Source organism: Desulfoconvexum algidum (assembly GCF_055382125.1).
This window is the reverse complement of record NZ_AP042394.1, coordinates 4,730,922-4,757,287: the sequence shown is the minus strand read 5'-3', so window position 1 is coordinate 4,757,287 and position 26,366 is coordinate 4,730,922. Positions and strand designations below refer to the sequence as shown.

At 46.4% G+C, this 26,366-nt stretch carries 21 protein-coding genes; 8 read left to right on the top strand and 13 right to left on the bottom strand.

What is annotated here, in order from left to right; translation table 11 throughout:
• Positions 1–76: 76 nt before the first annotated feature.
• The 7 genes from ACZ45G_RS21600 to ACZ45G_RS21570 form a co-directional block, all read right to left on the bottom strand.
• Positions 77–2,101, bottom strand: coding sequence for an NAD(P)(+) transhydrogenase (Re/Si-specific) subunit beta (locus tag ACZ45G_RS21600; RefSeq protein WP_464172575.1), 2,025 nt, complete (start codon positions 2,099–2,101; stop codon positions 77–79).
• Complete coding sequence (locus tag ACZ45G_RS21595; protein ID WP_464179987.1) at positions 2,094–2,378, bottom strand: NAD(P) transhydrogenase subunit alpha part 2; 285 nt, start codon at positions 2,376–2,378, stop codon at positions 2,094–2,096. The genes ACZ45G_RS21600 and ACZ45G_RS21595 overlap by 8 nt, the downstream gene beginning before the upstream one ends.
• Before the next feature lie 38 nt (positions 2,379–2,416).
• Positions 2,417–3,583 (bottom strand): NAD(P) transhydrogenase subunit alpha, encoded by a 1,167-nt coding sequence (locus ACZ45G_RS21590; RefSeq protein WP_464172574.1) that lies wholly within the window; start codon positions 3,581–3,583, stop codon positions 2,417–2,419.
• A gap of 44 nt (positions 3,584–3,627) precedes the next feature.
• Positions 3,628–4,068, bottom strand: coding sequence for a hypothetical protein (locus ACZ45G_RS21585; RefSeq protein ID WP_464172573.1), 441 nt, complete (start codon positions 4,066–4,068; stop codon positions 3,628–3,630).
• Positions 4,069–4,357: 289 nt separating this feature from the next.
• The gene (locus ACZ45G_RS21580) at positions 4,358–5,725 is read right to left on the bottom strand and encodes a sigma-54-dependent transcriptional regulator (RefSeq protein ID WP_464172572.1); all 1,368 of its coding nucleotides are present in this window, start codon (positions 5,723–5,725) and stop codon (positions 4,358–4,360) included.
• Positions 5,726–5,745: 20 nt separating this feature from the next.
• A complete protein-coding gene (locus ACZ45G_RS21575; protein WP_464172571.1) occupies positions 5,746–7,398 on the bottom strand; it encodes a sensor histidine kinase in 1,653 nt (550 codons plus the stop codon).
• Between the two features lie 85 nt (positions 7,399–7,483).
• Positions 7,484–8,215, bottom strand: a complete 732-nt coding sequence (locus ACZ45G_RS21570) for a 4'-phosphopantetheinyl transferase family protein (RefSeq protein ID WP_464172570.1) — start codon at positions 8,213–8,215, stop codon at positions 7,484–7,486.
• Between the two features lie 148 nt (positions 8,216–8,363).
• On the opposite strand from ACZ45G_RS21570, the gene ACZ45G_RS21565 reads away from it, so the two are divergent.
• The 3 genes from ACZ45G_RS21565 (at position 8,364) to ACZ45G_RS21555 (ending at position 10,520) form a co-directional block, all read left to right on the top strand.
• Entirely contained in the window at positions 8,364–9,026 is a 663-nt protein-coding gene (locus tag ACZ45G_RS21565) for a nitroreductase (protein ID WP_464172569.1), read from the top strand.
• Between the two features lie 56 nt (positions 9,027–9,082).
• Entirely contained in the window at positions 9,083–9,460 is a 378-nt protein-coding gene (locus tag ACZ45G_RS21560; RefSeq protein WP_464172568.1) for a DUF711 family protein, read from the top strand.
• 436 nt (positions 9,461–9,896) lie between these two features.
• Positions 9,897–10,520: a class I SAM-dependent DNA methyltransferase gene (locus tag ACZ45G_RS21555; RefSeq protein ID WP_464172567.1), complete on the top strand. Its 624-nt coding sequence runs from the start codon at positions 9,897–9,899 to the stop codon at positions 10,518–10,520.
• 319 nt (positions 10,521–10,839) lie between these two features.
• On the opposite strand, the gene ACZ45G_RS21550 is transcribed toward ACZ45G_RS21555, so the two are convergent.
• Genes ACZ45G_RS21550 through ACZ45G_RS21535 form a run of 4 tightly spaced genes read right to left on the bottom strand, consistent with a single transcriptional unit; the run spans position 10,840 to position 15,602 of the window.
• A complete protein-coding gene (locus ACZ45G_RS21550; protein WP_464172566.1) occupies positions 10,840–12,612 on the bottom strand; it encodes a DUF6178 family protein in 1,773 nt (590 codons plus the stop codon).
• On the bottom strand, positions 12,602–14,371 hold the full coding sequence (locus ACZ45G_RS21545; protein ID WP_464172565.1) for a B12-binding domain-containing radical SAM protein: 1,770 nt from the start codon (positions 14,369–14,371) through the stop codon (positions 12,602–12,604). Before ACZ45G_RS21545 ends, ACZ45G_RS21550 begins: the two co-directional genes overlap by 11 nt.
• A gap of 3 nt (positions 14,372–14,374) precedes the next feature.
• On the bottom strand, positions 14,375–14,956 hold the full coding sequence (locus ACZ45G_RS21540; protein ID WP_464172564.1) for a nitroreductase family protein: 582 nt from the start codon (positions 14,954–14,956) through the stop codon (positions 14,375–14,377).
• A 4-nt stretch (positions 14,957–14,960) separates the two neighbouring features.
• On the bottom strand, positions 14,961–15,602 hold the full coding sequence (locus tag ACZ45G_RS21535; RefSeq protein ID WP_464172563.1) for an XTP/dITP diphosphatase: 642 nt from the start codon (positions 15,600–15,602) through the stop codon (positions 14,961–14,963).
• Between the two features lie 185 nt (positions 15,603–15,787).
• On the opposite strand from ACZ45G_RS21535, the gene ACZ45G_RS21530 reads away from it, so the two are divergent.
• Complete coding sequence (locus ACZ45G_RS21530) at positions 15,788–17,077, top strand: CBS domain-containing protein (RefSeq protein WP_464172562.1); 1,290 nt, start codon at positions 15,788–15,790, stop codon at positions 17,075–17,077.
• A 9-nt stretch (positions 17,078–17,086) separates the two neighbouring features.
• Here the strand turns inward: ACZ45G_RS21530 and ACZ45G_RS21525 are convergent, their stop codons facing one another.
• Complete coding sequence (locus tag ACZ45G_RS21525; protein WP_464172561.1) at positions 17,087–19,249, bottom strand: hybrid sensor histidine kinase/response regulator; 2,163 nt, start codon at positions 19,247–19,249, stop codon at positions 17,087–17,089.
• A gap of 235 nt (positions 19,250–19,484) precedes the next feature.
• Between ACZ45G_RS21525 and ACZ45G_RS21520 the strand changes: the two genes are divergently transcribed.
• Genes ACZ45G_RS21520 through ACZ45G_RS21505 form a run of 4 tightly spaced genes read left to right on the top strand, consistent with a single transcriptional unit; the run spans position 19,485 to position 25,104 of the window.
• Positions 19,485–20,177 (top strand): GntR family transcriptional regulator, encoded by a 693-nt coding sequence (locus ACZ45G_RS21520; RefSeq protein WP_464172560.1) that lies wholly within the window; start codon positions 19,485–19,487, stop codon positions 20,175–20,177.
• Positions 20,177–21,802: a glycerol-3-phosphate dehydrogenase/oxidase gene (locus ACZ45G_RS21515; protein ID WP_464172559.1), complete on the top strand. Its 1,626-nt coding sequence runs from the start codon at positions 20,177–20,179 to the stop codon at positions 21,800–21,802. Before ACZ45G_RS21520 ends, ACZ45G_RS21515 begins: the two co-directional genes overlap by 1 nt.
• A gap of 60 nt (positions 21,803–21,862) precedes the next feature.
• On the top strand, positions 21,863–23,416 hold the full coding sequence (locus tag ACZ45G_RS21510) for an FGGY-family carbohydrate kinase (protein ID WP_464172558.1): 1,554 nt from the start codon (positions 21,863–21,865) through the stop codon (positions 23,414–23,416).
• Positions 23,413–25,104, top strand: coding sequence for an FAD-binding oxidoreductase (locus ACZ45G_RS21505; RefSeq protein WP_464172557.1), 1,692 nt, complete (start codon positions 23,413–23,415; stop codon positions 25,102–25,104). The genes ACZ45G_RS21510 and ACZ45G_RS21505 overlap by 4 nt, the downstream gene beginning before the upstream one ends.
• Before the next feature lie 17 nt (positions 25,105–25,121).
• On the opposite strand, the gene ACZ45G_RS21500 is transcribed toward ACZ45G_RS21505, so the two are convergent.
• Complete coding sequence (locus ACZ45G_RS21500) at positions 25,122–26,363, bottom strand: HD domain-containing phosphohydrolase (protein WP_464172556.1); 1,242 nt, start codon at positions 26,361–26,363, stop codon at positions 25,122–25,124.
• Positions 26,364–26,366: the final 3 nt, after the last annotated feature.

Below are 26,366 nucleotides of genomic sequence, written 5' to 3'. Positions count from 1 at the left end.
GCTGTTATTTGGGGATTATCCCCATATCCTTTTACCAGCCATCATTAAGACCGGTAAGAGGATATGTCGGGTTAAATTAAGGGTGTGTTTTTAAGGCCTCAATCAAATCATTTGCCGTTGAAGCCGCATCATTGAGCAGCAGTATTGCTTTTGGATTGTCATATAAAGTATTTTCTACCCCGGAATAACCCGGTTTTGCGTCAAAATTGCAGATAATTATTTTTTTAGCATCATGGGCCATTAATATAGGCATTCCTGAGATAGGCGTACCTTCCGTATTGATTGCTTCCGGGTTTACCACGTCACAGGCACCAAAAATAAGAACCGCATCTGTTTGTGAAAACTCAGGATTGATTTCATCCATCTCGTAAAGATTATCATAGTCAACTTCTGCCTCAGCAAGAAGCACATTCATGTGTCCGGGCATTCTTCCGGCAACCGGATGAATGGCAAATTTTACTTGTGCACCCATTGATTCAAGGCGTGTTGCCAGCTCAATCACTTTGAACTGTGCCTGTGCCAGCGCCATGCCATATCCTGGGATAATAATAACTTTTTTGGCGGATGATAATGCCATTATGGCTGATTCCAAAGGACTCTTGTGATCATTTTCATCCTTGTCCTTTGAAGAGTCTTCAATTGCAGGGCTTGCCTCTGAAAGACTGTCAACCAATTGCTGGACTGTTTCTTTGGCATTTCCAAGGAGCATAATTGTATTATCATTTTTATACAAAGGATTCTCAACACCAGAATATCCGGGTTTCGCATCTATATTACAGCATACAACATTCTTTGATTCATGGGCGAGCAAAATGGGCATGCCTGATATGGGTGAACCATCTGTTTTTATGGCGGCAGGATTAACCACGTCACAGGCCCCGATAACCAGGGTAAAATCAGTGTCCTTGAATTCCGGGTTTACATCATCCATTTCTTCGAGAAGATCATAGTCAACCCCAGCTTCTGCAAGAAGAACATTCATGTGTCCTGGCATTCTTCCGGCAACCGGATGAATGGCAAATTTCACATCCTTGCCCAGGGCAAGCATTTTATTGGAAAAATCAATCACTTGGAATTGTGCCTGGGCCACGGCCATGCCATACCCGGGCACAATAATGACTTTTTGGGCATTGCGGGCTAGTTCAACTGCGGTTTGAAAAATATTTTTTTCCGCGGAAGGCACCTGGATTTCTTTTTCAATGGAAGGATCCGGGACTTGTCGTTTAACAGGATCAGAAACCGGGTTCTGTTTTTTAGCTTCCGAGGAGTTTATCCGGGATTTTTCAAGGGGAACAAAAACCCTGAAAAGGCTTCGATTCATAGCCTTGCACATGACATGGGTCAATATTGACCCAGAAGCTGCTACCGTGGCCCCACAGGAAATCAACAGCTTGTTTTCGATAATCATGCCGCAAAGGGCAGCTGCAAGACCTGCAGTTGCATTTAAAAATGAAATCACAACTGGCATGTCAGCTCCGCCAATACGAATGGTAAAAAGAATTCCAAACAAAATTGACAATAGAATAATGAGGATATAAATGAATATCCTGGTGCCAGCTGGCACAAACAATGCCGCAATAATCAATACAAGAATGGCCCCAAGGTTCAGCATGACCAATAATGTGTGTTTTGGCAGTATTTTTTGGGCCTGGCCAAGCTTGTTTGAAAGCTTTCCTCCGGCGATCATGCTGCCGCTGAAAGTCAAGGACCCAATGGCAAGGCCCAGAAGCCCGGATATTTCATTCATCAGCCCTAAGTGTTGAGATCCACGCATCAGTTCGGCAAGGGAAAGAAAAAAAGCCGCAATCCCTCCAGCGCCATGCTGAAAGGCAACCATGGCAGGAATCTGGATCATGGTGATTTTTCTGGCCACCCAATATCCTAGGCTGGAACCAATTACCAGGGCAAATAGCATAATATAGGGGTACTGGGTTCCGTTTCTATAAAGAATCAGAGCTGCAGCACAGGCCAGGGCAAAAGCAGCCGTAAGGTTGCCCAATTTTGCCCTGTGGGGCCAGCGGAACAGCCAGATACCAAGTATAAGGATACCGATTACACAAAAATCCAGGAGTAGATTCATGGTAGAATATGTTTCAGCCATTATTTTTACCCCCTAGTGGTTTTTTCTTGAATAACCGTAACATCCTATCCGTAATTGCAAAGCCCCCCACAAGATTGAAGGCGGCCATGACAAAAGCGATTGATCCTATTACCTGTTCGGTTCTGGTTGATGAAACTGAGAAAAGAATCAAAACACCCAAAATGGTTACAGCGGATATTGCATTTGTCATGGACATCAACGGTGTATGAAGCAATGTGGGTATCCTGGAAATCAAAAAATACCCCACCACAAAGGAAAACAGGAAAACGCCTAGCATCAATAAAAGATTTGTCATTATTTGCTCCTGGAACTTTTTTAATGATCATTCAGTCCAAGGGCTTTGCGAGTTCCCTGGTGATAAAGTTTGCCTTTGTGTGTAACAAGGGAACCTTTGATGATTTCATCCTCCATGTTAAAGTCGGTTTCTCCGTTTTTAAACAGGTTCTCAACAAAATAATAAAGATTATTGGCATAGAGCCATGAAGAATGAACCGGTAGTGACCCCGGTATATTTTTAATTCCACAGATGTAAACACCATTGTGAATTAATTCTTTTCCCGGATCCGTTAAAGCGCAATTTCCACCCTGGTCAATGGATACATCAATAATAACAGATCCAGGGTTCATTGATTCAACCATTTCTCGGGTAATGATATGTTGAGCAGCTTCCCCCGGGATAAGGGCACTGAGCACAATGATATCAGACTCTGCAACTAAGGGTGCCAATGCTTGTCTCTCTTTTTCAAGCCATTCCTGAGGAAGGGCTTTGGCATATCCTCCTTCTCCAATTGCAAGTTCCGGTGGTACATCAAAACCAACCGCTTTTACGCCCAGGCTTTCAGCTTCTTTTCTTGCATCTGGCCGGATATCAATTGCTTTTACAACACCCCCAAGCCTTTTTCCTGTTGCAATTGCCTGAAGCCCGACAACGCCGGCACCTATTACCAAAATCTTGGCAGGTTTTATCATTCCAATGGAGGTCCCTATCATGGGGATGAATTTTGGGAAATTGGCTGCAGCAATAATGATGGCTTTATAACCGGTTATGGCACTCATGGATGTCAAGGGGTCCATACGCTGGGCCCTTGAAATTCTGGGAATGCCGTCCATTGTGAATGCTGTGATGTTTTTATCCTGGAGTTTTTTTACCGCCCCATGGTTTGAAGGGGCTGCAGGATGCAAAAAAGTTATGAGAATTTGGTTTTCTTTAAGCATGTCCATTTCATGTTTATTGAACTGATCATTAAACAAAGGTTCCTTAACTTTTAAAATGATATCGGATCTGTCAAAAACCTCGACTGCATCAGCAGCAATTTGTGCCCCGGCTTTGAGGTAGGCATCATCATCTGTAAAAGCGCCTGCGCCTGCCTTTGTTTCAACAAGCACACCAAATCCCAATTTTTTAAATTTTGCAACAGTTTCCGGGAGTGCTGCAACCCTATTCTCTTTGAGCATTATTTCTTTTGGTATTCCGATCAGCATGTTGTGATTCCTTTTTTTTTTGATTTATTATTTTTTTGGATTATTTAAATGGCTTCCTTGATTTGATTCCTAGCGGTTTGCAAAGCATCGTGAAATTTCGGCGGTTCAGGAGAGGCAAGCAAAGCATCCATATTTGTTATGATTTCCATAACAAATTGTTTTAAAATATCTCGGTCAAAGGCTTTGTTGTTGACGATAATAGCAATCAGTTTTCCAAGGCTATCTGTCGCCAGAATCCTGACATCATAATAGAGATCTTTGCGGTTTATTATTGAAAAAACTTCTCTTGCAAGATCAAGGTTCGGGTTCTCAATATGAGGCAAAGACTCAATAGCAGCTTCTCTCAAGCGCCAGTTCTGGTCAAAACGAAGCAAGCGAATCAATTCATCCTGGTGATTGTCAAGTTCTTTGCTCTCTGATAATTTTGTTAATTTATCCAGAACAATTCCCCAGTCAGTTAAATTTCCGAAAATATAATTTTTCATAAGTACTCCAGCTTTCTTAAACATTATTATAAGCCAGCTTTACAAAGCCAGCTTTACAACGCCAATAAATGATATGAGCTTGAGAATTCTCATCAAAGGGCTGGCGATGTAAGCTTCCTTATTTAAGCAGATCAGCAAAGAGTGTACCAATGGGATAAATCATGGATAACCAACTGTAAATACATGAATTATCTGTTAAGAAGGTCCTATGATCAAAAAGAGGGTGTGGTGCAAAGTGCAACGAGTGTCGCAGATTGCACCGCCTTAAAAGAAGAGGAATAAAAATTTTTCAACGGTTATTTGAGTTCATCTCCAGGCGATTCATTATCCGCCACAGCGTTGATCGGTCGATGCCCAATAACTTAGATGCCTGGGTTTTATTTTGGTGAGTTGTTTCCAGAACTTTAATGATATGCTTTTTGCTCAATTGTTCCAGAGAATTTATATCTTTAGAAAAAGATTTCATATCTGAAATCAAAGGAGGCATTGTCAAAGCGGGGGGTAGGCTATCTGGTGTGACTTCTTGACTGACTTCAAAAAGCGTTGCCCTTTCAATAATGTTTTCAAGCTCTCTGACATTTCCGGGCCAGGCATAATTTTCCAATAAACGGAGAACTTCTTTAGATATACGCGTTATACTTTTATTGTTTTGAGCTGAGTACTGTTTTAAAAAATGATGTGCCAGTATTCCGATATCCCCTTTTCGTTCCCTTAAAGGCGGCAAGTCAATAATAACAACGTTCAGCCGGTAGTACAGGTCTTCCCTAAAGCTGCCCTGTTCAATCATGGCCTCAAGGTTTTTGTTTGTTGCAGCAATAATTCTTACAAAAACTTTTTTCCTTTCAAAGGATCCAACCGGCTGTATTTCTCCGCTTTCCAATACGCGAAGAAATGTCTGCTGAAGTCCTGTTCCTATATCCCCAATCTCGTCAAGAAATACAGTTCCCCCATTTGCGGCTTCAAAGAGTCCTTGTTTATCGGAGACAGCACCTGTAAATGCCCCTTTTACATGACCAAACAATTCACTTGATAGAAGATTTTCATTGAGTGCGGCACAGTTGACCGGCAGGTAAGGCTTTAACGCCTTGTCACTGTTAAAGTGCAGGGCCCGAGCCACCAGTTCCTTGCCTGTACCGGTCTCTCCCCGGATAAGAACAGTTGTTTTTGAATCCTTGACACGGTTGATGGTTTTAAAAACCATCATCATTGCTTCACTGGTTCCGATGATATTGTCAAATGTATATTTCTTTTCAAGTTGACGCTGCAAACGGATATTGCTTAGAAATAATTCTCTTTTTTCCATGATTTTTTTAATGACAAGCCTTAGCTCTTCCAAATCAAAGGGTTTTAAAATATAGTCCTCAGCCCCTTCTTTCATGGCAGAAACAGCTGTGTCAACCGTACCGTATGCTGTTATAATAACAAACAAAATATTGGGATCATATTTTTTTGTGGCGCTCAAAAGTTGTCTTCCATCAATGCCGGGAAGTTTGAGGTCGGAGATGATCAGATCAAATTGAGTATCTCTTATTTTTTCAAGGGCTTTTTCCCCGGAATCAACTGACTGCACAAAATACCCCTCTTTTGAGATAATATGCAACAACCCCTGGTTCATTTTTTGATCATCTTCAACTATTAAAATTTTGTACCCTTTCATAGGATCTCCCGTGATAAAAACTATTCAGTCGGTAATTCAACGGTAAATATTGTGCCTGAATTGATTGAGTTGTGACGGGTTGAACTGATTACTTTGATGTCTCCCCCCAATTTTCTTGCCATTTCATAGCTGACGAACAGGCCAAGGCCTGTTCCTTCTCCTTGTTTCTTAGTTGTAAAAAATGGATTAAATATTTTGATAAGTTCATCCTTGGCAATTCCCGGGCCCGAGTCAGCAATCTCTATTTTTATCATTTTCAAAACCTTCACGTAACGGGTCTTCAATTTTATTTTTCCCCCATCGGGCATGGCTTCAATGGCATTTGCAACAAGATTGGTCAATATGGCCTGTATTGTACTTGCATCGGCTTTAATATCAGGCATTCCTTTCTCCAATTCTATTGTTACTTCAATTTTGTTAGACGCACAATGAGGGCCCGCTATATCCATCAGTTTCCTTAAAATTTTATTACCATCATTGGTTTGAGCATCACTTTGGGAATGACGGGAAAAATCAAGGAGGTTTCTTACAATTTTACTTCCCTGCCTGACTTCATCAACTACTGTAGAGAGCCTTTGTTGGATTGTCTCTATTCCGATGCCAGATTCTTCCAATTCTTCTTTGGCAATTTGGGTATAGAGTAGCGCATTGGCCAGAGGCGTATTTAATTCATGGGCAAGACCTGAGGTCAAGAGGCCCAGAGATGCAAGTTTTTCTTTTTGAATTACTTGAAACTCCAGTTCTTTTTCATACATGTATTTGGATTTTAAAATGTTTACGATTACAGTTGAAATAAAAAAAGCAAGACCGAAAACAATAATTGCGGTTAGTACGCCATAAATAATAACCTCCTTTTCCAGGGTATTGATACGATTTAAAATTTCAGCCATGTCCTGATCGGCGATAGCATACCAAGGGAAAGCATCAACTTTCTGATATGCCTGTAATACACGTTCTCCTCTATAATCGATTGTTTCATATAGCCCATGATTTTTCCCATCTATAGCTTTGATGGGAATATGGTCTACAAGTGCTTGTGCTCCGAATCGTGATGCAGACAAAAATCTGCCTTCTTTGTTTATTAGATAAACTTCACCCGTCGCTTCTATATTACTTTTTCTCAGCAGATTTTCCACAAGTCTGAAATCAACCAAAGCGCATAAGTGCTGACAAAGTTCTCTAGAACCCTTGGGTACCGGTGTACAAATTTTAAATGCTGGAATTTGTTTTTGCCCGGAATTAAACATAAAAATATTATCAGCCCTTACCCCCAGTAATAAATTCTCTGATTCACGCATGGAATTTAATTCTAGGGAATCTGAAACATTCAGAGTGGAAAAAATCGACTTCCCGGATTTGTCCAGCAAATAAAATCCAAGATAAGGGCTGTATTGTTCTTTCATTTGTTCAAAATGTGTTTTAAGCATTCTAGGATTAAAATCAAAAATACAAATAATATTGGATAAATTGCTTAATTCATTTGTTCTTTCCACCATGAACCCTTTTATGGCCTCGGCATTTCTTTTGGACAAACTTTTTAAGTAGGAAGATGCTTTTTCTTCAATCTGTGTTTCTCCCTGGGATATTACTTTGTATCCAAGTGAGGCCAACGGCACCAGTGATACAAGCATAAAGGCAACTATAAGGAGTATTCTGAGTTTTTCAAAATTCATTTTTTACGCCTTTTCAAAGGAAGTTTAAAAGCCCATACATAAGGTTGGGAACACATAATGGCATGACAATGACAACCGTTCATACTCAAATGTGTGGATCTGCCACAATGCTTAATATGTATTGGTCCTCAATTGTTCGAGACCAGGAATTTAAGCGTTGTTTTTTTTTCTGGTGAAAGATTTCCTCTCCAATGATCTCCACCATGTGAAGGTTTTCATTAAATCCCATTTTTATATATTTTAAAAAGGCTTCCTTTAATGTCCAGTGACGAAATATTTCATGGGCGGTCTGGGTCATGTGATGAATTTCTCGCGGGGTGAATGCGGTCTTCATAAAAAATGTGCCCGGCATTTTTCCGATTTGTTCAATGTCAATTCCCATGGTGGTTCGGCGATTTTGACCCAGGCTCACTGCGGTATAATCACCACTGTGGGAGAGGGAAATAGGGATGTCTGGATACGCATTGAGAAAGGGGGCGCCTTTCTCCTGGTAGGAAATCTGAATATTTTCAAGGGGAATCGTGGAATCTAATGTTTCCTTGACAAGGGTTTTGAGTGAGAATCTTCCGCAAATCCATTCCACCTGTTTTTTTTGCGCTTTGAATCCATTGACCGTGGCAAGTTCCTCTGTTGATAAAAACGCAAGTTTAAAGTTATTTGGCCCAAAAGACAGGTTTGCCATGGTTTTATAGCGGGGATCAGGTGGGGTACAAAAAATTAAATCAACGATAGCGGGGATTTTGATATAGCGGACGGTTATCCCCGGTTGTGGGGAAAATGTGTTTTGAAATAGAGTGTCGGTGTGCAAAGTATTCATTTTTTATATATACCGGATCCTTCTCTCGTTGAGAATCAAAAACGGGTTACAAATATTTCCTTGAGTATTATGGCCATAAATCCTATTCTTTTCAAGTTTGTTTAAGGTCAGATTGTCAATTAACGATAAACTAAAGAGAAAAACCGCCATGTCTTTAACTGAAGTGTTGGAAAATCGGTTTTCCGTGCGTGCCTTTTTGGATAAGCCGGTTCCCGAAGAAATTTTAAAAAAAATATTCACCGTTGCCCAATTGGCGCCGTCCAATTGTAATGTTCAGCCCTGGCAGGTATATGTTGTTTCCGGAAGCCAAAAGGATGCGCTTAAAGACAAATTAACCGAGGCCTTGATGAGCGGTAATCCACCCAATCCAGATTTTGACTGGGGGATACGTTATGAGGGGATTCACCGGGACCGCCAGTTTGAGTCGGCCAATGCCCTTTATGGCTCAATGGGTATTGAGCGCAGTGATAAAGAGGCCAGAATGATGGCCCTGATTCGAAATTGGACTTTTTTTGATGCCCCCCATGTGTTGTTTCTTACCATGGAAAAATATCTCAACATCATGGGGGCGGTTGATATGGGGATCTATGCCCAAACACTGACATTGCTGATGAGCGAGCAGGGTATTGCCAGTTGCTTTCAAGGCGCATTGGGGCAATTCCCCGATTCCGTGAGGGCTTTCTTAGATATACCCGATGAACGGGGTATCCTTTTTGGTATGTCATTTGGCTATGCCGATGAAAAGGCAACGGTAAACACGACCCGGACAGGTCGTGTTCCCGTTGATACCTCTGTGATGTTTTGCGGATAAGCATTGCTGCAAGCTATATTCACCCGGCCCCTTGGGAGTATTTTTCCCCAAGGGGTATGATTTGTTATTTCAGGGGTTCCGGTGCCAGCAGAAAATGGGGTATAAACCGGGGATCCATTTGGCCTTGGGCAACATTTACCGCCTGCAAAGTCACCCGGGTGGGAGAACTCATTGGTCGGGAAGTGGCTGAAAATCTTAATATCAAATTTGGGGTGGTCGACCTGTCACTTGCCCCCACACCAACCGTGGGAGACAGTATCGGAGAAATATTTCAGGCCTTGGGACTCACCCACATTGGGGTTCCAGGTTCCACTGCAGCCCTTGCCATGCTCAATGATGCCGTTAAAAAAGGCGGGGCCTTTGCAAGCTCCCATGTTGGGGGGCTAAGCGGAGCATTTATACCGGTGAAAAGGTTTATTTTGGTGGTCTTCTAGGCGAGATCATCTTTTTCTTCCAGGGCCAGGGACCAGATGTGTATGTCATGGATAATCATCGGTTGGCTTTATGGTGTTGGTTGCGTCATATAGAACTTGGAATGGAATTTATTGCATATGGATGAACATTCTGATATATAACCTGGCGCCAAACCTGACCGGGAAACCTTAGTGCTTTTTCTATAAGGGCGGTACAAACTTCAAACTGCCTCAGCCGGCAGGTTAGCTTAACCGTTCACTTAGCCAAGCTTGTGAACTGAACTAAACATTATTTGTTTTTAAGGATAATTATCGACTGCCTTCGAGTATATTGAGTTTTATTACAACAAAAACGGAAAAATTCGACATTGGGGTATCAAACCACTGATCAGTTTGAACTGATCTATAATACCAGCTATCTTCTTTTAACCATTACTATTCTTTAGGAAAATTGATTATGGATAATCGCAAGAAAATTCTCGACCGAGTGTTAAACGCAACCAACAAGGACGAACTGAGAGAAACATACAGTGAGTGGGCAGATGCCTATGACCACGATCTAATCAACGAAATGGGCTACGTCGCTCCGACAATTACCGTTAACGAATTTCAATGTCACTTACATGACAACCAGGTTACCATTCTTGATGCCGGATGTGGGACTGGTCTGGTTGGTGCACTTCTTAGCAAAAAAGGATACCAGAATATAGATGGCTTAGACTACTCCCAAAAAATGCTGAAAAAAGCGGAGGAAAAAAAGGTCTACCGAAACCTCACCCAAGCAGATTTAACCTCCTCACTGAATATCCCAGACAATCAGTACGACGCTGTTATTAGTGTTGGAACATTCACCTGCGCACATGTAGGGCCGATAGCGTTTAACGAGTTGCTTAGAGTCACAAAACCTGGTGGATACATATGCTTTACTGTACGCGAGATAGCCTGGGAAGAAGATCAATACCATCTTAAGATGAATGTTCTTGAAAAAGAGGGGCGATGGAAGTGTATAAAAGCTGACACCGCAAATTATATTGAACAGGAAGGTTCCCAATGCAAAGTCTGTGTTTATCAGGTCACTTGATTGCATATCAATAGTATAACCGATAATCTGAGGCGTTGGGTAGAGCAGTAAGTTTTTATCGCGCAATCCCGGAATATGAAGTTAGGTTCGACGAATTTGGACATGGGCGGATTCATGATATTGTTATTTTCGGAACTACCATTTCTTAGGATTCTTGTCGGGCCAAGAAAATAGCTTGAAAATATAATATTATCATAGAAACACGACCCGGACAGATCGTGTTCCCATTGATACCTCTGTGGTGTTTAGCGGATAAGCATTGCCGCAAGCTATATTCACCCGGCCCCTTGGGAGTATTTTTCCCAAGGGGTATGATTTGTTATTTCAGGGGTTCCGGTGCCAGCAGGAAATGGGGTATAAACCGGGGATCCATTTGGCCTTGGCTAACATTGCCGTATTCTTCTCCAATTTCCTCTATGAGATTGGACAATACTTTCAAGAAAGGTTCGGGCAGGTTTTCTTCATCTTTATTCCCAGAAATATTAAGGGCTTCTGACACCCAAAGGGCCAGATCATGGGCCTTGAGATCATCAATTTTTCCCGGGGTATCCGAGGAAAAAAGGGCGGCAAAAAAAGGTTTGAACACCTTTGGCTCAATGGGGTTCAAGCTGCATTCGAAGCCTTTGTCCAGACCGAGCCTGTTCCTGGCCCAGAGGGTCAAGATTAAACTTTTATAGGTGAGGAGCCCATAGGTAAAGGAATCGATATCTAAGGGCAGTTGCCCCAGTATCTTGTCCAGGTGGATGATCTGGTTTAATATAGTGTCTGTTGCGTTGATATCGGCGAGACGTGTAAAATGCCGGTACAATTCTCCTTTTTGGTAATTATCATAGAACATGGGGCGGTCCAGGAGAATCCCCCCGATCACCCCGAGATAATCTTCTGTCAGAAAACTCAAGGGCAGGTTCTTTTCCTTCATAAAACTTGTTTCATACCATTTTCTGGCACGGGTTTTAAGCTGGATCCCTGCCCGTGAACCGGTTCGGAAAATATCTTCAAGAAAATATTTCAGAAGGGTATCCCGGGCTGCTTCAATTGTCGGCTCGCCTTTTATAATGATTTCAATCCCCAGGCTCAGGTAAGCCGTGGCCTTTTGAATAATTTTTTTAATGTCGTCGGGATTTTTGATTTTGATCCTGTCTGCTGAAATGATTTTATTGCTCAGGGCCGCAATTTCCGATTGAAGGGGGAGCATAAACTCCGGGTCTAAAAGGGTCAGGGCTCTGACAAAAAGAGTGTCTCCCTCAATAAACTGGGTAAACAGCTGGGGGGGCAGGGGCAACTCCGGGTCAAAGGTCGCTTGAGATCTGATCTTTGAAGGTCTCGTTCTAAGGGATGCCACATCCGTCGGCTGGTAAATGCCAATGGCCTCATGGCTGGGTAAAAATCCCTTTTCCGCCAGGCGAATGTTTTTGAGCCGGAACTGCTCTTCTTCGGTTTCAGCCGTCAGCACGGCACAGGTTTCCAGCATCAGGCCGTGGAACACAGACAGGTCCATCTCCGCCAGGGATCGCATCATTTTCTCAATGAGTTCCGGTGCTGTCTGGGCAAGCACTTTATCCATTTCTTCTGACCCGTCGCTCGGCATGTCCGGATCTGTCTTGTGGGGAAACCTGAAATAGAATTTATCATCAAGGGTGACATAATCATCAAAATCCTCCGGGGTCCATTCATCATGCTCCCGGATAAAGATGGTCATGTTTTTAAAGAGATAAAATTCGAAATAATCCGGTTTTTCTTTGATGATCCAGCGAAGCAGACGCTTGGGGTCTGCCTGGAACAGCAGGTCAAAGGCCTGGGTCATGGTGTGGATATCCAATCTATCATCGTCCCACACTTCCACGTCCAGTATATATTCCCATTGGGCAGAGGTGGCCATGGCCAGTATGGGCAAAAAATCTTCTCCGCCGATTTTGTGCATGAGAAAATAAAGATCCTGGTCTGGAAAGGACTGGACCAGGGTGGCAGGAGACGGTGCCTCAAGAATCATGTCCAGAGCTGTTTCTGACTGACTTGTCAAAATTACCTGGCGCTGGGCGGAAAGTTTTATGGCCCGTTGTTCTAAATTGGCCAATTGGTTCTTATTGTTCATGGTGTTTGCTCCTAGGGGGTGTTAATCTGGTGTTACAAATATTGATATAATGGTCCATGCCCGGTTCCTTGCGAAAAGGGGTAAAAAAGGGCAGGGCCTCTTTAAATTGTGCCTGGTTCATGAGGCATACCCCCATGCACACGCTTAGGTCCTTGTTGCCGGGAAAATGGTCAAGTCCTCGTGCAAGGCGGCTCGTTGCCTGGCTAAAATTTTTTTGTTTCTGAAGCAGCAGGGCAATTCCCATGAAGGCCCTGGGGTGGGGTGAATAGGACAGGGCCCTTGTGAAAAGGTGTTCCGCAACTTTATCGATCTCTTTTGTCCGATTTGCCTGATCTGTCTGGTTTGCCTGGGGATCTTGTGCGTATTCCCCATGGGAAAAGGTCATGGCAAGTCTGGATAGAAAATCTGCGTGGAAGGGGTAGAGGGCTTTTTCATCCACCAGGTCAATTTCCTGGGCAAATTGGGGAAGATTTTCAGAAAAAGTTTTTCTGAGCCTGTCTCCAAAAGCACAAACTCGGGGGAGATCAAGGGTATCATCCAGTTCAAACCAGGGCAGGTCTTCGATGGGTTGCTGCCAGATCTCATCGGTGACCAGGCCTCGCTTCCGGGCATGGTCATAGAGGTGGGTGCCGGGGAAAACCACCAGCATATAAAATACCGTGGCCAAGGGTTTGAGTTGCATCATAAGCTCGCAGCTTGCCTGGATGGTTTCATCGGTTTCTCCGGGAGAGCCGTAGATAAAATAGGCCCGGGGCAGGATCCCATGGGATCGGGTCAGGGAAAACGCTTTAATACACGCCTCGTTGGCGACGGGTTTGCCTAAGATTTTCTTGATCTTCTGGGAACCCGATTCCACCCCGAAACTGATTTGAAGGCAGCCAGCCCGGCGCATCCAGAACAGCAGCTCTTTGTCAATATAGTCCACCCGGGAGATGGCATTCCAGGTGATATGAGGGGCGGCATCAATAAGAATTTTACAGAACTCAATCACCCGTTCCCGGTCCATGGTAAAAGTATCATCGGAGATATAGAAATGGGTGACTCCCTTTTGGGCCAGGGCCAGGAGTTCTTCGGCAAACCAAAGGGCAGAATGGCGCCTGATTTTATCGTTTCCCCAGAATTTTGGGGAACCGCAAAAGGTGCACTTCCCCGGACACCCCCGGGACATGGACAGGTGCTGGTAGACAAAATAGGCGGAGGGGTGGACCAGAGAATCCAGGTCCTGAACCGGATCAGCCGGTCCTGTCTCAATCATTCGGCCGTTTTCCCAAAAGGCAATCCCCTTAATTTCTTTGAAAAAGGATCCTTTTACAGGGCCGTTTTTTATTGGCCGGGCTTTTGCCAGGGCCTGTACCAGGGATAAAATTGTGGCCTCACCTTCTCCTTTCACCATGATATCAACCTGGGGGCACACCGTGAAGAGATGACCCGGCATAAAGGTGGGGGCAGGTCCGCCAAACACGATACAGGTTTGGGGCAGAAGCTTCCTGGCTTCCTTTGCACAGGCAACGGCATTAATTCTTGTGGGGTTGGTCACGGAAAACCCGATGAGATCCGGTTTTTCCTTTTCAATCATTTCCTTAAAGGTCTGGAGTGTCTTCTTGCCTGAGCTTAAGGGGGCCAGATTGAGAATGCGGGCGTCAAATCCTTTGTCGAGCAGGAGGGCTGCCATGTAATAAAGGCCAATGGGAACAACCCCTGCGTCTTCACCTGTGATTCTTTTGTCCAGACAGGCAGGATTTACAAACAAAATCTTCATGGGTTACCAGGTGCTGACAATAAGGTCAGACAGCTTCCTTTTGGGGACATGGTGAACCTGGTTTTCATCCCTGAAGTATCGGATATCGCCGCTGTCATTCACCGCGTCTATTTTTACGGTTTCAACGGGTTTGCCAAGGGCAATGACCAGTTTGATTTCCAAGTGGTCATCAATGTTAAGAAAATTGACCAGACGTTTGATATGAATGGACCCGAACATACAGCCGGCAAGTCCCTGGGCCCTGGCACCCAAAAGAATGGTCTGGGCGGCAATTCCATGGTCGCACCAGAATTTGTCTGCCACAGTTTTGTCCCCCATGACCACAATATAGGCCGTTGGTTGTTCCTCTTTTTTGGGTCCTTTCCAGTCGGTTAAATAAGCGGCCCATCCCAGGCAGGAAAAAATCTCATTGTTCGTTTGTTCACTGGTGGAAAGAATATATTTCAAGGGCTGTTTATTGCCGGCAGAGGCACAGTGCCGGGCCAGGTCTACCAGCTCTTCCAGGGTTTGGGGCTCAATTTTATACCCATTGTCAAACCGTCTGCACGACCGGTTTTCTTTGACCAGTTCTCGAAAAGATTCCATGGCCTTATCCTTTACAGGGGGTGCGGTCAAATTGGGGCATACTCATTTCCAGCCATTCTATTATTTTGTTCATTTCATGGGCCACTTCCTTTAATGCCTTGCCCCTGTGGCTGATGTCCCCTTTTTCTGCAATGGAAAGCTGGGCAAAGGTTTTGTTAAGCTCGGGGAAAAAAAACAGGGGATCATATCCGAATCCATTCTCACCGACAGGTTCTCGGGTAAGAACTCCTTCACACCGGCTCTCATAGGTCAGGGCCGTCCCTGTGGGCACGGCAATGGAAATGACACATTCAAAGGCGGCCTTCCGGTTTTCTTCGTCCTTTAATGCGTCCAACAATTTGGCCACATTCTGGGCATCCGTGGCGTTTTCTCCTGCATACCGGGCGGAATAGACACCTGGAGCGCCGTCAAGGGCTTCCACACAGAGGCCGGAATCATCTGCCATGGCAGGAAAACCCAGCACCTTTGCCGTGAAAGATGCTTTTTTATAGGCATTGTCGTCAAAGGTTTCACCATCTTCGATTATTTCGGGGATGGGGCCAAAATCGCTTAGGTCTTTAATCTCAATGGGAAAATCCTTGAGTAATTCTCTGAATTCTTTTGTCTTTCCTCGGTTGGTTGTGGCAAGTACAATGATTTGTTTCACTGGTGGTACTCCATTTTATTTTGGTTAAAATTACGTTTAATTTATGGGCTAATATAAGTATCGGGTCAGGTTTTGTAAAGTAGTGTTGGAAATTCAAGGGAATTGAATTTGTTTTTTTTTCATGGTATGGAGAAAAATGATTCCCCTTGGGGTGAAGCAAGTGTGATCCAATTAAGGAGACCCAGATGCAAATTGTGACCAGCCATACCAACACCGACTTCGACGCCCTGGCCTCCATGGTGGCCTGTACCTGTTTGTATCCGGGGACCATTGCTATTTTGCCATCCCATATCATGCCCGGGGTCAAGGCCTTTCTTGCCATTCACCAGGATCTTTACCGCATCCAACCCCGGAAGGAACTGGATATTGAAAAGGTATCCTCCCTGATTGTGGTGGATACCAATAACTGGAAACGCCTGGACCGCATGGAGGGGCTTGCCGCCAGAGAAAATCTTGAGATCATTTGTTGGGACCATCACATGGAAGGAGTGACCATCCACGGACATCCAGAATTCCGGGAAGAGGTGGGGGCCACGATTACCCTGCTGCTCGAGGAAATCCAGCGTCGGGATACACCGGTTACCCCCATGCAGGCCACCTTGTTTCTATTGGGAATTTATGACGATACCGGTTGCCTTACCTTTTCCTCGGCAACCCACAGAGATGCCAGGATGACGGCGTTTTTGCTGGAGAATGGGGCGGATTTGAACATTGTTACTGCCTATCTTGCAGACACCATTGACGATTCCCATTCCCAGGTTTTTTCTGATATGCTGGCAAACGCCCGAATCATTGAGATGGAGGGGCTTAAAATTGGTATCTGTGCCCAGCCGGTAAAAAGCGGTCTGACCATGCTGGCCTCTCTGGTGAGCAAATACAGGGAATTTAAGGGACTGGATGCAGTCATTGGTATTTTTCTCACCGACCGGAATAAATCCATGGTCATTGCCAGGGCCAATGCCCAGAGCATTGATGTGGGAGCCGTTGTAAGGGCGCTGGGGGGCGGGGGGCACCCGGCAGCCGGTTCTGCCGTGGTTAAGGGGATGGAACTTGAAACAATTGTGGCAAAGGTTGAGCAATTGATTCAGGATGCCAGCCAAAAGGAAATCTGTGTACAGGACCTTATGTCGGATCCCAGGCGGTTTATGGTGGAATCCTCCCTGACCATGGCCCAGGCCCGCAAGGTCATGGTCGAAGAAAAATTAAAGGGTGTCCTGGTCTGTGACCATGGGCAATTTCTGGGCAGTTTGTCTGCCCAAAGCTTTGCCAAGGCTGAAAAATCAGCCCGCATGGATGCATCGGTAAAAGGATTCATGAAGCCCCGGGTGATGACCGCGGCACCGGGGGAAACTGCCAGGAAAGCGCTTGATTTAATGAATCTGTCCGATGACGGACTCCTGCCGGTGGTTGAACAAAACCAGCTGACAGGTGTGCTGACCCGGGGGAACCTTATCCTTCATATCTATGATATTTGACCGAAATATTTACACACGGGCCAACTCTTTCTGGACTGCCAACCCGATTTTTTCTATGGTATAGGGTTTTTTTATATACTGACCCGCCCCCAGTGCAAGTGTCTTTTGTACCTGATCGCTTTGGGAAAAACCACTGGCGATGATGGCTTTCTGGTCCGGTTTGAACTGACGGATTCGGCGAAAGGTTTCAAGGCCGTCAATACCGGGGTCCATGATCATATCCAGAAGCAAAAGATCGGCTTGGTTTGATTCCAGGTATTGGATTGCCGCTTCTCCGCTGGCAACAGACACGGCTTGGTATCCAAGTCTTTCCAGGAGACTCTTTGCAATCTGTCGTTGGCCCGCCACATCATCAACAATGAGTATCATTTCCTTGTTTCCCATGAGTGCCTCCCGGTGGGTTCCATCCGGGGGGGATTCAATTTTGTCATTGGTTGCGGGGAAATACAGGTCGAACCGGGTTCCTGAATCTTTCTGGGATACAACATCAATATAGGCGTTATGATCCTGGACGGTTCCCCAGACAACGGCCATGCCAAGTCCTGTGCCGCTTCGTCCCATTACTTTTTTGGTGAAAAAAGGTTCAAAAATACGGTTTATGTCCTCGGGGTCAATTCCCGTGCCCAGGTCTTTAACTGAGAGAACGACATAGTCCCCTGGATGGACCCTCTCATATCCCCTCACGGGTTTGTCCAGGTGACGGTTGGCCGTTGAAATTCGGATGGTTCCGCCGTCAGGCTGGGCCTCGGCCGCATTGGATATAAGATTCATGATGGTTTTTTGAAGGTGGACAGCAGACCCTTTTAAGAAGGGAAACCCTGCAGATAGATTTGTTTCCACACTAACATGGGGATGAAAGGAAAGAATTTTTTCATATTCCGGTGTTCTTAAAAATTGTTCAACAATCTCATTGAGATCGACCACTTTCCGGGTAATCACCCCTCGCCTTGACAGGGTCAAAAGGTCCTGGACAATTTTTGCGGCCCGGAGTCCAGATGACTGGATGATCCCGAGGGAATCGGCCATGGGGCTTTCTTTGGGTAGATCCATTAAAAGAAGTTCCGGATAGGTGACAATGCCGGACAAAACATTGTTGAGATCATGGGCCACCCCTCCGGCCAGCAGTCCCAGGGCTTCCATTTTCCGGGACCGGTTCAGGCGTTCCTCCAGATCTTTTTCCTTTTTTACCATTGCTTTTTGATCTGTAATATCCCTGAGAATACCAATGATCCTTTCTTGATTTTTGGTTTCATCCCGAATGAGCTTGGCATTGACAGAGAAGGTTTGAATTTGTCCGCCTTTATGGGGGAGGCAAATCTCATGGTCATGGATATGACCTGTGGCAATCAACCGTTCCACGATTTTTTTTCTTTTGTCGGAGAGGTGGTAAATTGTGTCAAGGGACTGTCCTTTCAGTTCTTTTTGGGAATAGCCGGAAACTTGGTTCACCGAAGGGCTGACCTCGAGGATGATGCCATCCAGGGTGGTTTCAAAATAGACATCCAGAATATTTTCAAATATTTGGCGGTGTTTTTTGTCCGAGATAGCCAGGTTTTGCAATGAAGAGTGAAGACCGTTTAATATGGTGGTAACCGACAGGGTGGCAAGGATGTTCAACAGCATGAAATTTAAACAGATGACCACCCATTTTTCCCCCGAGTTGTGTGTGGATAGGTGCCAGGCCTTAACGTTAAATTGGGATAGAAGATCCGTGAGATTGAGCTGGATTAAGATACCGATTCCGGCAATGGTGACCCCATTGATAACCAGTGCCCAGGAAGCGGATCTGGATCCCAGCAGCACTCCGGTCAGGATAGGGACAAAAAATAGCCAGACCGGGCCTGCACCAAAGGGTCCCAGGGTGAGAATCAGGATCATTCCCAGGCAATAGGAAATCACCGAGATACTCATGGCCCTGAAGGTATAGGAAATGTCGGGCTTAAGAAAAAGTCCCAGAATAATGCAGAAAAACAGGGTGTCTGCGACAGCGACAATCCATAATTTTTCTCTTATGGATAGGGCCACGCTGGGGACCCAGGTAATAAATCCCAGCACCACACTGACCAGAAGCAGGTTCAAAAGGACTTTTTCCTGCCAGAAATGGATTCCGTCCCGGGGAGTAAGGTGCCTGGGAGTTGTCAGCGTATAAATAAGCGTTTTTATTTTATTCATTATGTGGGGTTGTTCCTTGGGTGCATAAAAAAGTGATTTTGTCGTATTCGTGGGTCTGGTATTTAAAGCGTATGCCGGATAGTATCGCAATGGATTGGATTCGTAAATATAATAGTGTGATTTGTTACGATTATATACCGGTTTTAGCAAGAATTTTCAGGCGGCATTGACTTTAAATATTTCAACTGGTATGACCTCTTACCAGAAGTTAAAAAAAATTTTATATAGGATACCAATGCCAAAATTTGAGGGGGTTCAAAAACCTGTAAAACCGGCCCAGTTTGCCGAAACCCAATTGTTGGAAGCCATTTTAGAGGGGCGCTACGGACCCGGGGATCTCCTGCCGGCGGAAAGGGTTCTTGCCAAGTTTCTGGGAGTGACGCGTCCCACCCTGCGGGAAACCCTCCAGCGGATGTCAAAGGAAGGTTGGGTCACCATTGTCCATGGCAAGTCCACCCGGGTGAATGATTATCTGGCTTCGGGAGGACTGGGGGTATTAAATACCCTGTCCCGGTTTAACCATCATCTTTCAGCGGATATGATCGCCCATCTCCTGGAGGCCCGGACCCTTATTTTTCCGGGGGTGGCCCAAAAGGCGGCGGAAAAGGATCCGGTTGGGATTCAAGACTTTTTGGGGTCCAGGGCTACCCTTGATATGGATGCTAAAACCTTTGCCGATTATGATTGGGGGCTTCAGATGCTCATGGTAAAAATTACCCAAAATCCGGTGCTGGGAATGATGTTTAACGATTTTGCACCTGTCTATCATCGGCTGGGGCAATTGTATTTTACCCATCAAATGGCCCGGAAAATGTCCCTGGAATATTATGGGGCTTTGGGGCTGGCCCTTCAAGATAAAGAGGCCTTGATCCGAGGGCTTGTGGAACGAACAATGGCCCGGGCCCAGATATTTTGGCAGGAGATCTGATGAGAAAAGATAAGATGTCCATTGAAAAAAACTATGACCTGGTCATTGTGGGGGGCGGTGTCACCGGCGCCGGTGTTTTTCATGCGGCAGTCCAGCGAGGATTTTTCCCATTGCTGGTGGAGGCAAATGATTTTGCCTGGGGCACCTCGAGCCGATCCTCAAAGATGGTCCACGGGGGGTTGCGCTACCTTAAAGAGGGAAAATTTTTATTGACAAGGTCAGCTGTCAGGGAACGGCAGCGGCTCTTGTCTGTGTACCCGGGCCTGGTGGACCCTTTAAATTTTATCATGCCCCTCTATGACGGCCATGGGCCCTCCATGGGAGCCATGAAGTTTGGATTGTCCCTCTACAGCCTCATGGCCGGGGAAAAACAGCATGAAATTTTTTCCAGGGATCAAATTCTTGGGCGAGTGCCAAAGGTGCGCCAAACAGGCCTTTTGTCTGGTGTGGGGTTTAAAGATGCCCAGGTGGATGATGCCAGGTTGGTGCTCCGGTTGATCTTTGATGGTTGCGATCAAGGCGGGCATGCCCGTAATTATACCCGCGCAACCGCCATTGAACGTAATGCCAGGGGGGATGTGGTCGGGGTTCATTTAAAGGACGCTGATACCGGGCACAATCGTCTGGTCAAGACCCCGGTGGTAATAAATGCCACGGGTGCTTTTGCTGAAACCCTTCATCCATCGCCGGTGAAAGGCTTTCACATCCGCCCCTTAAGGGGGAGCCATTTGATATTTCCAGGGGAATTATACCCCATGGACCGGGTGATCAGTTTTATCCATCCACAAGACAACCGGGCGGTATTTTTGTTTCCCTGGGAGGGCTGTCTATTCCTTGGGACAACGGATGTGGACCATCGAGGAGATGTCACAAAAGAGCCCTGTATCACCATGGCGGAAGCCCAATATTTAATGGCGGGGTTGGCCCATATCCTGCCCGACCTTAAGGTGTGTCTGGATGATTGTATTGCCTCAATTGCCGGCGTAAGACCCATACTGAGTAAAAAAAAGGTTGCTGCCTCCAAGGAGTCCCGGGAACATGTGGTCTGGAAGGAGGGCGGGCTTATCACTGTCACCGGGGGCAAGCTGACCACCTTCCAGCTTCTGGCGGGGGATGCCATGAAGGCGGCACAAAAATATTTGCCCAGGTATCCTAAAAACAAGCCCGGCCCCGGGGAAGTATCGGGAGCCGCACCAGGGTTGGAAACAGGTCTAAAAGATGGGGGGGCAACAAAATTTGTGCCGGGTCTTGGACAAGGCAGACTATCTCCCAAAGTAATTTTGCGCCTTTGGGGACGATATGGTGCCAGGGTTTCGGACATGGCTGATATTTGCCGTGAAGAGGACTTTACTCCCATTGGCAATACCCAGACGTTGTGGGCCGAGCTTTGCCACGGTGCCCGCCACGAACAGATCCGTCACCTGTCAGACCTTTTGCTCCGGCGGGTGCGCATCGGCCTTTTTTTACCCCATGGAGGTATGAATATAATGGCTGAGATCCAGGCAAGGATCCAGCCCTTTCTCCATTGGGATGAAGCACGATGGACCCGGGAAAAAAAGGCCTATGAACGCGTGTGGCAGGAGGCCTATGCCCCGCCGGGCCGGAAAATAAAACTTCCAGAATAAATTGTTTAAAAAATTGAATAAATTTATAAACACATACGCTAAACCCAAGGAAGGATGGCCATGGAAACAAAAACGATTCTGGCAATTGATTGCGGCACCCAAAGTCTTCGGGCCCTTGTTTTTGCCGAAGACGGGGTGCTGTTGGCCCGGGAGCAGGTGTCCTACACCCCCTATGTCAGCCCGGAGCCTGGCTGGGCAGAACAGGACCCGGACATCTATTGGACGAGTCTGGTCGCAGCCTGCCAGGGACTGAAAAAGAAATACCCTAGTCTCTTTGCCGCCATTGCCGGGGTGGGGGTAACCTCCCAGCGGGCCAGCATGATCAATGTGGACAAGACAGGTCGTGTGCTGCGGCCGGCGATTATTTGGCTGGACCAGAGAACGGCACGCCCTGTTTTTGGGGCAAAGGGGCCTTTGAATTTAGGGATTAAGCTAGTGGGCCTTGAAAAAAAACTCATGGACATCCAGACCCAGGCCAAGGGCAATTGGATACGCCAGAATCAGCCGGGAATATGGGAAAAAACCCATAAATACCTCCAGGTATCCGGTTTTTTAAACCATCGCCTCACCGGTGTGTTTGCCGATTCAGCCGCCAGTCAGATCGGTCATTTGCCCTTTGATTATAAACGGCAAAAATGGGCCGGAAAATGGGCCTTGGCCCGCCGGGTCTTTCCCATTGAGTTTGAAAAATTACCCCTATTGATTCAGCCGGGGGATCCCATTGGGACCCTAACAAGGGCGGCTGAAAATCTGACGGGCTTACCGCCTGGAATCCCGGTGATTGCCTGCGGTTCTGACAAGGGATGCGAAACCCTGGGTGCCGGGGTCATCCATCAGCGAATGGTTTCCTTAAGCTTTGGCACCACGGCCACGGTCCAGACCACCTCTAAACGCTATTTTGAAACAATTCCGTTCATGCCCCCCTATCCGTCGCCTGTGCCGGGATATTATAACCCAGAGGTAGAGATTTTCAGGGGGTTCTGGATGATTTCCTGGTTTAAGCAGGAATTTGCCCACAAGGAAGTACAAGAGGCGCATAAATTGGGAATTGCTGCCGAGGAAGTTTTGAACCAATGCCTTGAACGGACAAGCCCCGGTGCCATGGGGCTTGTGGTTCAACCCTATTGGGGCCCCGGCCTGGACCACCCTGACGCCAAGGGCGCCATGATCGGATTCGGGGATGTCCACACCAAGGATCATGTGTATCGGGCGGTGATTGAAGGCCTTGGATTTGCCCTTTACGAAGGCATGGAAATGATTCAAAAACGGGGTAAGACACTGGTTGAAAAGGCGGCGGTTTCCGGCGGGGCATCCCAGAGCGATGAGATTTGTAAAATCACCGCCGATATTTTTAACCTGCCCATGGTCAAGGGAGAAACCCACGAAACCTCTGGCTTGGGGGCTGCCATTCTCACGGCAAAGGGTCTGGGCCTTTATGCCGGGATTGACGAGGCCGTCGCCAATATGGTTCGGGTAAAAACGGTTTTTGAACCAGACCCGAAAAATGTCATCATTTACAGGCAATTGTACACCCAGGTTTACCAGAAAATGTACAAGGCCCTGGCTCCCTTATATTCACAAATTCAAAAAATTACAGGATACCCGAAAAGATGAAAAAAAATGTTGATTTTACTCCCCAATGGCTTGAAACTGCTCCCCAAAAAAACTCCTTTCGGTCCATCTTGAAATGGGGTGACAAACAGGCCTTTAAAAATCCCAGTAAAGGTTTTTTGGAGGTGATCAAACAGGCGTTGAATTTAAGTGACACCGATTTTACAACCATGGAGAAGACAGGGAACCAGGCCGTAAAAGAGTCCTTGCCCCTGAGTTTGTCCCAGGATAGCCTGGCAGATCTGGAAAAAATTGTCGGCAAAGAAAACCTTTCAATTGCCGCCTATGATCGTCTTAAGTACACCAAGGGAAAGGCCATGGAAGATATCATGTGCCTTCGCCAGGGCCAGATAAAAGATATTTGCGATGTGGTGGTTCATCCCCGGCACAAACAAGATGTCGTTTCCATTGTCCGTTTTTGCCATGGTCAAAAGATCCCTGTCCATGTCTATGGCGGCGGCAGTTCTGTCACCTTTGGCCTGGACTGTCCTAAGGGCGGGGTGACCCTGGTCCTTTCCACCCACATGAACAAACTTATTTGCTTTAACGAAACCAACCAGACCATTTCCGTGGAGCCGGGCATGATGGGTCCTGTTTATGAAGATCTGCTCAACCATGCGCCCCAAAAACTATCCGCAAAAAAATCCTATACCGGCGGTCATTTTCCCCAGAGTTTTGAGTTTTCCTCCGTGGGCGGATGGGTGGTGACTTTAGGGTCGGGACAGGCCTCATCCCTTTATGGAGATGCTGGGGATCTGGTGATTAGCCAGGAATATGTTACCCCCAGTGGCAGCTTTAAAACCCTTGATTACCCTGCCACGGCCACAGGCCCCAAATTAAATGAGATCATGAAGGGTTCAGAGGGCTGTTTTGGGGTCCTGGTATCAGTGACAATGAAAGTGTTTGAATATTTGCCGGAAAATAACCGGCAGTTCACCTTCATGTTCCCTTCATTTGAATCGGCTGTTGCGGCAGGGCGGCAGATCAGCCAGGGCCGGTTTGGCATGCCCGCTATCCTACGGATATCCGATGCCGAAGAGACCGATGTGGCCATGCAGATGTATGGACTTGAAGGGGGGATCCTGGATAAATTTATGGGGCTTAAGGGCATGAAAAAGGGCCGGCGGTGCCTGATGATGGGGCAGACAGAGGGGGAACGCTCCTTTGCTGCCACTGTATTGCGCCAGGTAAAAAAGAGGTGTCAAAAAAACCAGGGGTTCTCTCTTACCGGATATCCCATGCGAAAATGGTATAAGGGGCGGTTCTCTGATCCCTATATGCGGGATGCCTTGAATGATTATGGGATACTTATTGACACATTGGAATCTTCGGTCACCTGGGAGAATCTGCCGTCCTTGCATAGAAAGGTGAGAGAGGTGGTCAAGGCCAACCCCCATGGCAATACTATTTGCATGACCCATGCCTCCCATTTTTATGCCCAGGGCACCAACCTTTATTTTATTTTCATCACTAAAATGCCGGAACTGGCCGAATTTAGAACCTATCAGCAGTCCATCATTGACAGTATCGAGGCGGCCGGCGGATCACTGAGCCACCACCACGGGGTGGGAAGAATGATGGCGCCCTGGATGGAGCGTCATTTAGGAAGAGAACAGATGGCGGTTCTTCGGGCCATCAAGACCCATCTGGATCCCAATGGCATCATGAATCCCGGTGGTCTTGGACTTTAAACCCGGGGCCTTGTTTCCTAAAAGCTTCCGGGAAAGGGATTTGACAGTTTTTTTTCAATTTGATTCTGTTCTGCCAGTTGGACCATGTTTTGCTGGAGAATATCCAAACAGGATGCAATGGTCTCCCGGGTATCTATAACCCGTGGGTTTTCCTGGATCATTTTAAAAAAGGCCTGGACCACTTCCGGGTCAAATCGGGTTCCCACTCCCTGTTTAAGAGCGGTGAGTGCTGCGGATAGATCCTTCTTGGGGATGTGGGGCCGGCCGGTGATCATGACTTCAAAGGCATCGCACACCGTGATGATCCTTGCGCCCAAAGGAATTTCTTCCCCTTTTTTCCCCGCGGGATACCCACTGCCGTTGAACAGTTCATGGTGGTTGCGCACCAGGGGTTCAATATCGCAAAAAAAGGTGAGGGGCCTTAAAATATCTGCCCCCAGACAAGGGTGCTCCCGGATGGTGGACATCTCTTCTTTTGACAAGTTTCCCAGACGTTCCAGAAGCGTCTTCTGGGTCCCTATTTTTCCAATGTCATGGAGAATACCGGCCTGGAAGATCTGTCTCACCTTTTTTTCGTCCAGACCCATTTTTCGGGCTGTCAGCTCGGAAAATCGGGCCACGCGTTGGGAGTGGCCATGGGTGACCGTATCCTTGGCTTCAATTGCCAGGGCAAAGCCTTCCACAATCTGCTGGTACATGGTTTGGGTTTTTTGGTCGTATCCCATGGCCTTTTCCAGGGAAATGGCCCCTTGTTCTCCCAGGGCGGTTAACAATTCTAACTCATGGGGGGCAAGGGTTCTGGGGCCTGTGAAATAAACGGCCAGAAGTCCGGACAAGGGGCCGGTGATATCAAAAAACATGCCGGTGACAGAAGAGATTTTGTGTTTTCCCAGGCGTTCCAGATCCGGAATTCTGGTATCATTCCTGGCATCGGTGATGCAGATGGGGTTGTCTTTTTTTCTATCAAAGATGGTCATCAGGGTGGGATAGTCCACCCGGGACAGGCTTTGATAATCAAATCCGTGGAAAACCTGGGTTTCAATGACCTGCTTTTGTTGGTTGAGTATCCAGTAGATACACCCCTTGGCAGACATTACATCGACAATATTTTCCACAATACAGGCAAGAATTTCCAAGGTCTCGGTGTTGGAATGGATTTTTTTGCTGATTTTGGCCAGAAGTTTGAAATAGGAATGATAGGGGGTTGCACCTGGTTGTGGTGTGCTGGGGGTATTTTGTTTGTTGAGGCAAAATTTCATTTT